The sequence below is a fragment of the Escherichia sp. 94.0001 genome (genome assembly GCF_013369155.2).
GTDB classification, from domain to species: Bacteria; Pseudomonadota; Gammaproteobacteria; order Enterobacterales; family Enterobacteriaceae; genus Escherichia; species Escherichia coli_F.
Genome location: NZ_JABWMS020000086.1, coordinates 1 through 12,840, shown reverse-complemented (window position 1 = coordinate 12,840; position 12,840 = coordinate 1). Strand labels below are relative to the sequence as shown.

At 50.1% G+C, this 12,840-nt stretch carries 11 protein-coding genes and 2 pseudogenes; 3 read left to right on the top strand and 10 right to left on the bottom strand.

What is annotated here, in order from left to right; translation table 11 throughout:
- Positions 1 to 53: 53 nt before the first annotated feature.
- Positions 54 to 731: pseudogene (gene pepT, locus HEN33_RS22545) on the top strand (peptidase T); the annotation flags it as partial.
- A 48-nt stretch (positions 732 to 779) separates the two neighbouring features.
- On the opposite strand, the gene roxA reads toward pepT, so the two are convergent.
- The 10 genes from roxA to HEN33_RS22495 all read right to left on the bottom strand — a co-directional run bounded on the left by roxA (position 780) and on the right by HEN33_RS22495 (position 9,714).
- A complete protein-coding gene (gene roxA, locus HEN33_RS22540) occupies positions 780 to 1,901 on the bottom strand; it encodes a [50S ribosomal protein L16]-arginine 3-hydroxylase (RefSeq protein ID WP_176263402.1) in 1,122 nt (373 codons plus the stop codon).
- 75 nt (positions 1,902 to 1,976) lie between these two features.
- A complete protein-coding gene (gene phoQ / locus HEN33_RS22535; protein ID WP_176263401.1) occupies positions 1,977 to 3,437 on the bottom strand; it encodes a two-component system sensor histidine kinase PhoQ in 1,461 nt (486 codons plus the stop codon).
- Positions 3,437 to 4,108, bottom strand: a complete 672-nt coding sequence (gene phoP, locus HEN33_RS22530; RefSeq protein ID WP_001265481.1) for a two-component system response regulator PhoP — start codon at positions 4,106 to 4,108, stop codon at positions 3,437 to 3,439. The genes phoQ and phoP overlap by 1 nt, the downstream gene beginning before the upstream one ends.
- A gap of 168 nt (positions 4,109 to 4,276) precedes the next feature.
- Positions 4,277 to 5,647, bottom strand: coding sequence for an adenylosuccinate lyase (gene purB / locus HEN33_RS22525; protein WP_000423742.1), 1,371 nt, complete (start codon positions 5,645 to 5,647; stop codon positions 4,277 to 4,279).
- Positions 5,648 to 5,650: 3 nt separating this feature from the next.
- The gene (gene hflD, locus HEN33_RS22520; RefSeq protein ID WP_001297479.1) at positions 5,651 to 6,292 is read right to left on the bottom strand and encodes a high frequency lysogenization protein HflD; all 642 of its coding nucleotides are present in this window, start codon (positions 6,290 to 6,292) and stop codon (positions 5,651 to 5,653) included.
- Between the two features lie 35 nt (positions 6,293 to 6,327).
- Positions 6,328 to 7,434 (bottom strand): tRNA 2-thiouridine(34) synthase MnmA, encoded by a 1,107-nt coding sequence (gene mnmA, locus HEN33_RS22515; protein WP_001353282.1) that lies wholly within the window; start codon positions 7,432 to 7,434, stop codon positions 6,328 to 6,330.
- 53 nt (positions 7,435 to 7,487) lie between these two features.
- Entirely contained in the window at positions 7,488 to 7,949 is a 462-nt protein-coding gene (nudJ, locus tag HEN33_RS22510; RefSeq protein ID WP_176263400.1) for a phosphatase NudJ, read from the bottom strand.
- 9 nt (positions 7,950 to 7,958) lie between these two features.
- Positions 7,959 to 8,597 carry a 23S rRNA pseudouridine(2457) synthase RluE gene (gene rluE, locus HEN33_RS22505; protein ID WP_176263399.1) on the bottom strand — a complete coding sequence of 213 codons (639 nt, stop codon included), beginning with the start codon at positions 8,595 to 8,597 and terminating at the stop codon, positions 7,959 to 7,961.
- Positions 8,598 to 8,929: 332 nt separating this feature from the next.
- Complete coding sequence (locus tag HEN33_RS22500) at positions 8,930 to 9,265, bottom strand: DUF1493 family protein (RefSeq protein WP_032302882.1); 336 nt, start codon at positions 9,263 to 9,265, stop codon at positions 8,930 to 8,932.
- A complete protein-coding gene (locus HEN33_RS22495) occupies positions 9,265 to 9,714 on the bottom strand; it encodes an STM2901 family protein (RefSeq protein WP_000381622.1) in 450 nt (149 codons plus the stop codon). The genes HEN33_RS22500 and HEN33_RS22495 overlap by 1 nt, the downstream gene beginning before the upstream one ends.
- A gap of 574 nt (positions 9,715 to 10,288) precedes the next feature.
- On the opposite strand from HEN33_RS22495, the gene icd reads away from it, so the two are divergent.
- Both icd and HEN33_RS22485 read left to right on the top strand, forming a co-directional pair.
- Positions 10,289 to 11,539, top strand: coding sequence for an NADP-dependent isocitrate dehydrogenase (gene icd, locus HEN33_RS22490; protein ID WP_000444487.1), 1,251 nt, complete (start codon positions 10,289 to 10,291; stop codon positions 11,537 to 11,539).
- Positions 11,540 to 11,924: 385 nt separating this feature from the next.
- A pseudogene (locus HEN33_RS22485) lies at positions 11,925 to 12,788 on the top strand (hypothetical protein); the annotation flags it as partial.
- Between the last annotated feature and the right edge of the window lie 52 nt (positions 12,789 to 12,840).

Sequence of the window (12,840 nt, the reverse complement as noted above, 5' to 3'; positions counted from 1 at the left end):
TGGCAGCCTGAGTTCACAGATAAAACACTCTCCAGGAAAACCGGGGCGGTTCAGTTGACGCCTTCGATGCCCGCTGGGCTTACACCGTTGATGGTGGTGGCGTAGGCGAATTGGAGTTTGAAAACTTCAACGCCGCGTCGGTCAATATCAAAATTGTCGGTAACAATGTTCACCCGGGCACGGCGAAAGGAGTGATGGTAAATGCGCTTTCGCTGGCGGCACGTATTCATGCGGAAGTTCCGGCAAATGAAAGCCCGGAAATGACAGAAGGCTATGAAGGTTTCTATCACCTGGCGAGCATGAAAGGCACCGTTGAACGGGCCGATATGCACTACATCATTCGTGATTTCGACCGTAAACAGTTTGAAGCGCGTAAACGTAAAATGATGGAGATCGCCAAAAAAGTGGGCAAAGGGTTACATCCTGATTGCTACATTGAACTGGTGATTGAAGACAGTTACTACAATATGCGCGAGAAAGTGGTTGAGCATCCGCATATTCTCGATATCGCCCAGCAGGCGATGCGTGACTGCGATATTGAACCGGAACTGAAACCGATCCGCGGCGGTACCGACGGCGCGCAGTTGTCGTTTATGGGATTACCGTGCCCGAACCTGTTCACTGGCGGTTACAACTATCATGGTAAGCATGAGTTTGTGACTCTGGAAGGTATGGAAAAAGCGGTGCAGGTGATCGTCCGTATTGCCGAGTTGACGGCGCAACGGAAGTAAGCGAAAAGGGATGCGGCATGTGATGCCGCATCCGGCTTAAATCCAAACTTACTCTTCGAAGAACCAGTATCCGCTATTGACCAGCGCCGCGAGCATTGCGAGGAATGACGGATCTTCCAGCGCATCACCAAAATTCTCCGCAGTTAGCGCAATGTTGCTGGCGAGCGCGTCCAGTGCCGGACGGTGCGGGGAATCGATCTTCTCACCATTAGCATACACGTCGTCGCCAATGCGCAATACGCGCAGACCACCCAGGCGCACCAGCACATCACCTTGTTTCAGCGCATCGTAGATTTCATCCGGCTGATAAGGCGGCTCTGGCGGCGCGATATCCAGTTCATGGCGTGACTGGGATATAAACTCCCCAAACCACTGTTTAAAGTGTTCCGGCTGGTTGATCAATTCAAGCATCATCTCACGCAGTTTATCCATCTCTTGCGGTAGAACGTCCGCAGGATGAGCGCGAGGTGGGACATCCGGATCGCTGTAGTAGTTGCCACCCAGCTCACGTTGCAGCACATAATCGGCAAATCCGCTAATCAGTTCCCGCGTATTTGGCGCGCGAAAACCCACGGAATAGTTCATCGCATTTTCCAGCGCGTAGCCTTCATGCGGGAATCCTGGCGGAATATAAAGGATATCGCCAGGCTCCAGTTCTTCATCAATGATGGCTTCGAACGGATCGACCTGTAACAGATCCGGGTGCGGGCAGTGCTGTTTCATTTGCAGCTTTTCGCCCACTCGCCAGCGACGACGTCCGGTACCCTGAATGATAAACACGTCGTACTGATCGAGATGTGGGCCGACGCCGCCGCCAGGTACGGAAAAAGAGATCATCAAATCATCAATGCGCCAGTCCGGCAGTTCACGGAACGGTCGCATCAGTGCGGCGGTCGGCTCATGCCAGTGGTTCACTGCCTGCACTAACAATGACCAGTTAGTTTCACCAAGATGATCGTAGCTTTCGAATGGACCGTGGCTGACCTGCCATTTGCCATCCTGGTGACTGACCAGTCGACTGTCGACTTCGCTTTCCATCGCCAGACCCGCCAACTCGTCTGGAGAGATCGGGTCAATAAAATTATTAAAGCCGCGTTTTAACACCACAGGGCGTTTCTGCCAGTGACGTTCAAGAAAATCGGGCCAGTTAAGAGTGAGTTGGTATTCCATGTTAAGCATCCACAGGCTGGTATCTGCAACCGATTATAACGGATGCTTAACGTAATGCGTGAAGTATGGACATATTTATTCATCTTTCGGTGCAGAATGCTGGCGGCCAAAAATCACTTCCATCCGCGCACCGCCCAGCATGCTCTCTCCGGCGACGATTTTACCTTCATATTGCTCGGTGATTTCGCGGGCTACCGCCAGCCCTACACCTTGCCCAGGGCGTAAAGTATCAACCCGTTGACCACGGTCGAAAATGACCTCTCGCTTGCTTAATGGAATACCGGGGCCATCATCCTCGACCACAATATAGAGATGATCGTCGGTTTGCCTTGCAGATATTTCGACAAACTCGAGGCAATATTTACAGGCGTTATCCAGCACATTGCCCATCACCTCGACAAAATCGTTCTGCTCACCAACAAAGCTGATCTCTGGTGAAATATCGAGAGAGATATTGACCCCTTTGCGTTGATACACTTTGTTCAGCGCCGAGGTGAGATTGTCCAACAGAGGGGCGACCGGATGCAGCTCGCGGCTAAGCAATGTCCCTCCGCGCATACTGGCACGATGCAGGTAGTAGCCAATTTGCTGTGAAATGCGGCTGATTTGCTCCAGCATCACCGGCTCTGCATCACTGACGCTCATCTTCTCACTACGCAGAGAACGCAGCGTACTTTGCAGCACCGCCAGTGGCGTTTTCAGACTATGGGTCAGGTCGGTGAGCGTAGTGCGGTATTTGTCGTAACGTTCGCGTTCACTTTTTAACAGTCGGTTCAGGTTTCGTACCAGACTGGTCAGTTCTCGTGTTGTGGCTGGATTGAGCAATTCGCGGTTATGCTCTTCCAGTTCGCGGACTTCTTTTGCCAGGGCCTCGATGGGACGTAAACTCCACCAGGCGGCTACCCACAGCAGCGGGATCACTAACAGCAGATTGGCTGAGAGCACATAGATAAACCAGCTCCAGACCATATAGGAACTTTTTAGCTCCACCGGAATGGTATCCACCACCACAATGGTTAACTTTGGCATCCGCGATGTTGCCGGATAGACGTTTACCGCCACCGAGTGGGTCATCTCCGCGTCGTCATCATCTTCCCGCACTTCCTGCAACTGTTGCTGCATAGAGTGATCTCCACTCAGTAACAGGCTAGTGTCGTTAACATCCGCTTCAATTTCATGAAAACCATTCGATTTCAGCCAGTCAGGCTGGATCATCTTCATCAGCCAGGGCACGTCACGTTGCGCCCATAAAAGCTGCCCGTTCTCATCATAAATTAGCGTCATGGTGGGGCTTTGCTTGTCGATATTTTCGGGTAACTCGACATGCAACTTGTTGTTTTCCCACTTCGCAAGAGTATAGAACAGATTGCTCTCGCCACGTAACAGCCGAAACGTAGTTTTATCGAAACTGACGCTATAACCGATCAGCGCGACCATTCCGTAGGCAAGCGAAAGCACCAGTACAACCGCTGCCGTTGCCAATAGAAAACGTACCCGCAGCGAGAGCGGGAAAAAAAGACGCAGTAATTTTTTCATCAGCGCAATTCGAACAGATAGCCCTGGCCGCGAACGGTGGTAATCACTTCTTGCGGATATTGTGCCTGAATTTTTTTGCGCAGACGTCCCATCAGTACATCAATGGTATGGCTTTCCCGCAGCTCCGCATCCGGATAGAGTTGTAGCATTAACGAATCTTTGCTGACCACTTTGCCATTATTGCGTATCAACGTTTCCATAATGGTGTATTCGAACGCGGTCAGTTTGATCACTTCGTCATTAATGGATAACTCACGGCGGGAGAGATCAACCTGAAACGGTGGCAGCGAAATTACCTGGGAAGCCAGACCGCTATTACGCCGCATTAATGCCTGCATTCGCGCCATCACCTCTTCAATATGAAACGGTTTAGTCACATAATCATCAGCGCCAGCACTTAATACTTCGACTTTGTCCTGCCAGCTTTCACGGGCGGTTAATACCAGAATCGGCAGTGAAACATCATTGCTACGCCAGCGGCGAATCAGTGACAGACCGTCCTCGTCAGGCAAACCGAGATCGACAATCGCAATATCCGGTAAATGCTCATTGAGATAATAATCGGCTTCTTTGGCATCTTCTGCGTCATCGACCTGATGACCAGCATCCTGAATCTGAACTTTAAGATGGTGACGTAACAACGCATTGTCTTCAACAACCAGTACGCGCATTTTTCATTCTCCCTGTTTTAATTATTAAAATAGTGTAACGCGATTATGTCGTTATGGGGGTAAACATTAAATAAACCAGCGGGGAGGGGAGGTAAAGTGAAAAAATAAAAAGCGGATAATCTTAATAAGCAGGCCGGACAGCATCGCCATCCGGCACTGATTTGAGGCTTATTTCAGCTCATCAACCATGGTGATGGCGCGGCCAATGTAGTTTGCCGGCGTCATCGCTTTCAGGCGGGCTTTTTCTTCTTCTGGCAGTGCCAGACCGTCGATAAATTGCTTCATGCCTTCGGCGTCAACGCGCTTACCGCGAGTCAGCTCTTTCAGCTTTTCGTACGGTTTTTCGATGCCATAGCGACGCATAACTGTCTGGATTGGCTCAGCCAGCACTTCCCAGTTGTGATCCAGCTCATCCAGCAGATGGTCACGGTTCACTTCCAGTTTGCTCACGCCTTTCAGGGTGGATTGATACGCAATCAGCGCATAACCGATACCCACGCCGAGGTTACGCAGCACGGTGGAGTCGGTCAGGTCACGCTGCCAGCGGGAAACTGGCAGTTTGCTTGCCAGGTGCTGCAATACCGCGTTGGAAAGTCCCAGATTCCCTTCGGAGTTTTCGAAGTCAATCGGGTTAACTTTATGCGGCATGGTGGAAGAACCAATCTCACCAGCAATGGTTTTCTGTTTGAAGTGGTTAAGGGCGATATAACCCCAGACGTCACGGTCAAAGTCGATCAGAATGGTGTTGAAACGCGCAACGCAATCAAACAGTTCGGCAATATAGTCGTGTGGTTCGATCTGGGTGGTGTACGGGTTCCACTGAATACCCAGCGAGGTGACGAACTCTTCGCTGAACTGATGCCAGTCAACTTCCGGGTAAGCCGCGATGTGGGCATTATAGTTGCCGACAGCGCCGTTGATTTTGCCGAGGATCTCCACCTGATTAAGCTGGCGGTACTGGCGCTCCATACGGTAGGCGACGTTAGCCATCTCTTTACCGATGGTTGACGGCGTGGCTGGCTGACCGTGGGTACGAGACAGCAACGGGATATCGCGATACTGAACGGCGAGATCTTTAATGCCATCAATCAGTTGACGCCAGTACGGCAGGATCACTTCGTCACGCGCGGTTTTCAGCATCAACGCGTGGGAGAGGTTATTGATATCTTCCGAAGTACAGGCAAAGTGGATGAATTCAGAAACCGCGTGCAGTTCCGGGATCTCCGCCACTTTTTCTTTCAGGAAATACTCAACCGCTTTAACGTCGTGGTTAGTCGTACGCTCGATGGTTTTGATGCGTGCTGCATCTTCTTCGCTGAAACTGGCGACAATTGCATCAAGGTAACCGATTGCGTCGGCAGCAAAAGCAGGAACTTCCTTGATCGCTGCGTGCGCGGCCAGTTTTTGCAGCCAACGTACTTCAACTTGTACACGGAATTTCAGCAAACCATATTCGCTGAAAATCCCGCGCAGCGCGCTGACTTTATCGCCGTAGCGTCCATCGACAGGGGAAACGGCGGTCAGTGAGGATAATTCCATAGATCACAACTCCGGGGTTAAATGAGCAAGAATTTGTTTTGCCTGAGTGGTCAGGCGATTACGAGAAAACATCAGTTGTAGACGTCCGCCGCCGACCTGGTGCCAGAGCACGGCGGCGCGAATGCCTGCCAGCAGGGTGGCGCGGACTTTCGCCTGCACCTGTGGGCTTTGCAGTACAGCAGGGGAACCGGTGACCTGAATGCGCGGGCCTAGCGGGCTGATAACATCAACATAGATGGCGGCCATCGCGCTCATCAGCGTTTCGGACTGTAAATCGAAGTGTTCGAGCTGTCGTTGCAGGCCGTTGATCCGGTTGCCCAGAGTGTCGAGCGCGCCTTTCGCTGAGGAGAGTTTGCGCTCAAGCACCATCAGGCTAAGGGTGTAGCGGGTTAACTCAGCGTTTAAGCCCTGGCGACTGCTGGCGTTGAGCACGCCGAGCAAGGTTTCCAGCCCGACGCGCAGGTTGGCTTCGCTACCGCCAAAAACCGCCAGCGTCGAGCTGGGGTTCATATCAATAATACTGTTGAGTGAGACGTGTAGCGCATCGGCATCACAATGCCCCTGGTGAGCGAGTTGTTGCACCAGGCGTGCCGACTGACAAATACCGGCCAGGGCGAGGGTGATGTCATAGTAATTCTTTGCCACGTTCACTGCTTCCTTGTTTTAAGTAAAGATAATAATCAGACCGGCAGCGGCAGACGCTGCTCAATAATACCGCCACCGAGGCACACCTCACCGTTATAGAAAACGGCAGACTGGCCCGGCGTCACGGCGGCAACCGGCTCATCGAAAATCACTTCAATGCGATCATCGTCCAGCGCCTTGACGGTGCAAGGGATGTCTGTCTGGCGATAGCGGGTTTTTACCGTGCAACGCATAGTGCCGGTGAAGGGCTCACGATCGACCCAGTGCAGCTGCTGGGCAATCAGACCGACAGACATCAGACGCGGGTGTTCATGGCCCTGCGCAACAATCAGAATGTTGTTTTCGACGTCTTTATCGACCACATACCACGGTTCTTCAGTGCCTTCTTTGGTGCCACCGATACCCAGACCTTTACGCTGACCGAGGGTGTGATACATCAGCCCCTGGTGCTCGCCAATTTCATCGCCGTCAACGGTAATGATTTTGCCCGGTTGCGCCGGGAGATAACGGCCCAGGAATTCGCGGAATTTACGCTCGCCAATAAAGCAGATCCCGGTAGAGTCTTTTTTCTTCGCGGTAACCAGACCGAGATCCTCAGCAATCTTGCGCACCTGCGGCTTTTCCAGTTCGCCGACCGGGAACAGGCTTTGCGCAATCTGCTCATGGCTGAGCGTATAAAGGAAGTAGCTCTGGTCTTTATTGCTATCCAGACCACGCAGCAGGCGGCTTTTGCCATCGACATCGGCACGACGAACGTAATGACCGGTAGCGATATAATCGGCACCTAAATCTTCGGCGGCAAATTCGAGGAACGCTTTAAATTTGATCTCTTTGTTGCACAGAATATCCGGGTTTGGCGTGCGACCGGCTTTATATTCGGCAAGGAACAGTTCGAAGACGTTGTCCCAGTACTCGGCAGCAAAGTTAACGGTGTGCAGTTCAATGCCGAGCTTGTCGCAGACAGCCTGGGCATCAGCCAGATCCGCTGCCGCCGTGCAATATTCCTCACCGTCGTCTTCTTCCCAGTTCTTCATAAACAGGCCTTCGACCTGATATCCCTGTTGTTGCAACAGCCAGGCAGAAACGGAGGAATCGACACCGCCGGACATGCCGACGATTACTTTTTTTGCGGTTTCAGACATTGGATCACTCACGACATTGAACTTCAAGGCGGCGTATTCTATCACGCAGCCTTTTAGATGACACCCTTTGTAAAAGGCCAGTTAAAATCGCCAATCATCTCCAGCGGATAGCGTTGCCCACTTTGATAACAACGAATACTTTCCGCCACCAGCGGCGAGCGCAGATTTGACGCCTTTAAAATCTCATCGGCGCTGACCCAACGGCAGCAGTCGATATCGCTGTCATGGGGCTGGGTTGGACATATTTGCTCAAGCTCAATGGCAAACAGGAAGCGCAAAAACGGCGTTTTATCCGGCGCAATCCACTGATGCATGCGGATAAAATGTTGCGGTTGCGCGCTGATGCCCGTCTCTTCCCACAGCTCACGGGCGGCGGCCTCCACTAAGGTTTCATCCGCTTCCAGATGCCCGGCGGGCTGGTTCCATAACGCTTTACCATTAATCGTCTCTTCAACGACTAAAAATTTGCCTTCTGCGTGCACCACGCAGGCAACGGTAACGTGCGGTTTAAACATTTTGCGTCCTTAACCTGTCGCTTCTCGCCATTCGCCAATGGCAAGATTATCCAAAGAGTAATCACCCATCGCATAGCGAATCAGTCGCAGCGTGGGAAAACCAACATGGGCGGTCATGCGGCGCACCTGGCGATTTCGTCCTTCATATAAGGTGATCTTAAGCCAGCTGGTGGGAATACTTTTTCGTTCACGAATTGGCGGATTACGGGGCCATAACCATTCCGGCTCCTCAACCATCTCCGCACCTGCGGGCAGGGTAGGGCCATCATTTAAGGTTACGCCATTACGCAAGGCTTCAAGGGCGTCTTCCGTGGGAATACCTTCTACCTGTACATAATAGATTTTCCCGGTACGTTTACCCGGCTGGGTTAAACGCGCCTGCAACGCACCGTTATTGGTCAGCACCAGTAACCCTTCGCTGTCGCGGTCGAGACGACCTGCCGCATACACCCCCTGAATCGGGATGAATTCTTTTAATGTTTTGCGTCCGGCTTCATCGGTGAACTGCGGAAGAACATCGTAGGGTTTATTGAACAGGATCACACGCGTGGGCTGGTTTTCAGGTTTTCGCTTAGTTGAGTGTTGCGAGTTTAGTCGACTAACCTGTTTTTTTCTAAAAGAAGATTTAGAATCGCTAAAGTATTTCATGGTAAATTCCAAATAGAGCTATACGCAGAGGGTAGCACAGTGTCGGATTGCATTGGACTTTAAAGGTACTCGTTAGAGGTTCAGGGTTCAGGCTCTTCAGCGCGGTTTCATCAATACCTGGGTTAGTGAGCAGCGGTTGTGTGGCTGCATGGTGATAAATATGGCCCAATGAACACATTTTACATTGATGAATTGAATAAATACTGGTATGAAAAATAGTGTTTCTGTATTACTGATGGGTGACAGCACTTCACTGTTCAAGTTCAGGATGATGCTTTACCACTACCATCATCAGCAGTAATAAGAGGGGCATCGCAGCCTTCTTTTTTATTCTACTGATACAGCCATTTTCCCGCTTCTGCTGATTCTGCAAACATCCGTACAGTTAACGGTAAACGTGTTGTTTCTACCTCTTCCCGCTTGAGTTTGAACCATCGTTGAAGCAATGGTGCAGACTCCCACGGAAGGTAAAAAGACCAGTCCAGATTATCCAGGTTAATCCCAAACCTCTCTTTGTATTTCCGTATAGCGTCCTCTAAATCATCTCGTGGATAGTCGAACAAATCAGAGTCCAGTTCTAACGGAATTTCCTTCCCGTGGTCATCCTGATAACCTGGAATCTCATCACGGAACAGTGCTAAAACTTCGTCTGTGATTGTTGTCGCCATTAGAAGGAAGTCCACTTAATACGGTCTTGAGGTTTGGCAATCAGATTGTATTTTTCCTGGGTACGAGTCGAAACCCTGTAAAGACTCATCGACAGTGAAGCCCAACCAATCCACGGGACCCAACGAGCGATAATTGCAGCAAGCTTATTAGATTTCTGCATCCTTACACCCACTGGTGTATGAACAGAAATACCAAAAGGCATGCGTGCATCTCTCATCAGTATACGCGCATACTTTGAGACAACACTTGTTCCCAGGGTTGCCCCTTGCGGCTTCGCTCTTGTACCCAGCCACGGTTGACCAGATAAGATTGCTGCACCTGATACCGAATCAATCCCCAATTCCTTACAGAATTCTTCAAGGAATATGACGTTGAGTAGTTCTATTTTGGACAGGTTCGGGTGTCCTCTGTAGAAATATGTTCCATTGCGTTCTTCGGTAGTATCCATTTTTCAACACTCCATTGTTATATGGTGTTTCTGTTACTTGAAGTTGATTTCTTCGGTTGCAGCAGAACCAGTAAAGGCAACGAGTGTCACAGCTATCAGTGCAAAGCGTTTCATGTGAACCTCAAAAAGGGTGGATGCCATAATTTACTCGTTGCTTGTCGCTTCAACCATGACTTTTGATAATTTTCCCAATAGTGCTCAAAGTGAGTTAGTCGCTGAATCGAGTAATGTCAAATTTTGACCAAATAGCACCCTGTTAGTTATCTCTGGTGGTTTTGTTATTGCTTAAAATCTGGTGTAAATAATTGATATTTAATATTTTATTTGAAGGCTGGTAAAATACTGTCTTTGGTCTAAAAGAAGTTTTTTGCATGGTATTTTCAGAGATTATGAATTGCCGCATTATAGCCTAATAACGCGCATCTTTCATGACGGCAAACAATAGGGTAGTATTGACAAGCCAATTACAAATCATTAACAAAAAATTGCTCTAACGCATCCGTATCGCAGGACGCAAACGCATATGCAACGTGGTGGCAGACGAGCAAACCAGTAGCGCTCGAAGGAGAGGTGAATGGAAAGTAAAGTAGTTGTTCCGGCACAAGGCAAGAAGATCACCCTGCAAAACGGCAAACTCAACGTTCCTGAAAATCCGATTATCCCTTACATTGAAGGTGATGGAATCGGTGTAGATGTAACCCCAGCCATGCTGAAAGTGGTCGACGCTGCAGTCGAGAAAGCCTATAAAGGCGAGCGTAAAATCTCCTGGATGGAAATTTACACCGGTGAAAAATCCACACAGGTTTATGGTCAGGACGTCTGGCTGCCTGCTGAAACCCTTGATCTGATTCGTGAATATCGCGTTGCCATTAAAGGCCCTCTGACCACTCCGGTTGGCGGCGGTATTCGTTCTCTCAACGTAGCTCTGCGCCAGGAACTGGATCTCTACATCTGCCTGCGTCCGGTACGTTACTATCAGGGCACCCCAAGCCCGGTTAAACATCCTGAACTGACCGATATGGTTATCTTCCGTGAAAACTCGGAAGACATTTATGCGGGTATCGAATGGAAAGCTGATTCTGCCGACGCTGAGAAAGTGATTAAATTCCTGCGTGAAGAGATGGGTGTGAAGAAAATTCGCTTCCCGGAACATTGCGGTATCGGTATTAAGCCGTGTTCTGAAGAGGGCACCAAACGTCTGGTTCGTGCCGCGATCGAATACGCAATTGCTAACGACCGTGACTCTGTGACCCTGGTGCACAAAGGTAACATCATGAAGTTCACCGAAGGCGCGTTTAAAGACTGGGGTTACCAGCTGGCGCGTGAAGAGTTTGGCGGTGAACTGATCGACGGCGGCCCGTGGCTGAAAGTCAAAAACCCGAACACCGGCAAAGAGATCGTCATTAAAGACGTGATTGCTGACGCATTCCTGCAACAGATCCTGCTGCGTCCGGCTGAATACGACGTTATCGCCTGTATGAACCTCAACGGTGACTACATTTCTGATGCTCTGGCAGCGCAGGTTGGCGGTATCGGTATCGCCCCAGGCGCAAACATCGGTGACGAATGCGCGCTGTTTGAAGCCACCCACGGTACTGCGCCGAAGTATGCTGGTCAGGACAAAGTTAACCCAGGCTCTATCATCCTCTCCGCTGAGATGATGCTGCGCCATATGGGCTGGACTGAAGCCGCAGACCTGATTGTTAAAGGTATGGAAGGCGCAATCAACGCCAAGACTGTAACCTATGACTTCGAACGTCTGATGGAAGGCGCTAAACTGCTGAAATGTTCAGAGTTTGGCGACGCGATCATCAAGAATATGTAATCTCTATATGTGTTAAATATTGTAACGGGCGTATAACACGCCCGTTGTGTTTTGTTAGCCTGCTAACGGTTATCAAAATTTTATCAAAACTCCCCTGCTAGTTTGGGGTAGTGTGGTCTGTCCAATGACTGCTCTACTGCCTAAGTCCCTATTATCTTTTCTTTTAAACTGCGGTAAAGACCGGAATGCAACGGATCTGTATTAATAAAATAATAATGATCTCCCGTCTGGCGTTTAATGGCACGACGGTTATGCTCCCTGTTTACTGACAGGCCCCGGCGCTGTGCGAGTTAAATAAACAGGTCTGCAGCTCTCCAGGGGGAGCCGTGGGCAAACACGGCACGATCCGGAATATCAACCCCCCTGAGAAAAAGGATTGTATTATATGGTAACACCATGCCGCATTAACGCGGCTGTGACACTGTCCCAGCTCCTGCAGAGCCAGGAAAGTTGCAGGACTCATCTGCGGGAGATGATAAATTTAATTCACAGAAATACGGACTGTAGCACGATGAGTTCTGACCAGATTAACGAACTGGCGGATGTCATGGCGACCGCACTGCAGCCAAATCAGATGGCTAAACTGCCGGATAATCCAGACATGCCTAGGGCGCGTGGTCTGCAAATTCCTGAGTCGTTCAGTTTTAGTTTTTCCGACCACACCATTACCTTCACCAACACGCATATGGATTTTAATGGGGACAATTGCGTGAATATTATGGTCAGCAAGGATGGGAGGAGTGCCTGTGGCTATGCTGATTGTTATCTGTTTAACGCCTTTGTCACAACACTGGTCTCACGCATTCGCCAGCCCGGAATAGATGATTTCAGCCCTTCTATCACAGAAGAAAAACAACGGGAAGGAGTGAATTACATGCTAACGCCATGCTACTCCAACCTCGCCATGGGCGCGACATTGCCCCGGCCCCTGCTGCTGCTCCAGAGCAGCGAGAAAATTCTGAATCAGATGAAAAATTTAATCATCGAGAATACGGACGAGGCTAACGAACTGGTAGTTGCCATGACGAATGCACTGTTTACGTACCGGGCGGAGGTGGGGGCTGACCCGCAACTCACTAAGCTTTTCACTGAGCCGTTCAAGTTTAGTTTCTGTTTTTCCGGCCACACCATCACCTTCACGAAAACTATTAGTAATAGCAAATTAGTGAATATTGATGTCAGTGATGGCAGTGTGAAGGTCTGTGGAAGTGTGGATAGTGCCCGATTTCACGCCATTGCCGCGACACTGTTTGAACCGCCCCGGTTTTCCTGGAGAGTGTTTTATCTGTGAACTCAGGCTG

Coding starts and splice junctions, on each gene's coding strand:
- rluE (WP_176263399.1), bottom strand. CDS start 8,597: ATGAAATACTTTAGCGATTCTAAATCTTCTTTTAGAAAAAAACAGGTT.
- phoQ (WP_176263401.1), bottom strand. CDS start 3,437: ATGAAAAAATTACTGCGTCTTTTTTTCCCGCTCTCGCTGCGGGTACGT.
- HEN33_RS22495 (WP_000381622.1), bottom strand. CDS start 9,714: ATGGATACTACCGAAGAACGCAATGGAACATATTTCTACAGAGGACAC.
- roxA (WP_176263402.1), bottom strand. CDS start 1,901: ATGGAATACCAACTCACTCTTAACTGGCCCGATTTTCTTGAACGTCAC.
- mnmA (WP_001353282.1), bottom strand. CDS start 7,434: ATGTCTGAAACCGCAAAAAAAGTAATCGTCGGCATGTCCGGCGGTGTC.
- phoP (WP_001265481.1), bottom strand. CDS start 4,108: ATGCGCGTACTGGTTGTTGAAGACAATGCGTTGTTACGTCACCATCTT.
- nudJ (WP_176263400.1), bottom strand. CDS start 7,949: ATGTTTAAACCGCACGTTACCGTTGCCTGCGTGGTGCACGCAGAAGGC.
- purB (WP_000423742.1), bottom strand. CDS start 5,647: ATGGAATTATCCTCACTGACCGCCGTTTCCCCTGTCGATGGACGCTAC.
- HEN33_RS22500 (WP_032302882.1), bottom strand. CDS start 9,265: ATGGCGACAACAATCACAGACGAAGTTTTAGCACTGTTCCGTGATGAG.
- icd (WP_000444487.1), top strand. CDS start 10,289: ATGGAAAGTAAAGTAGTTGTTCCGGCACAAGGCAAGAAGATCACCCTG.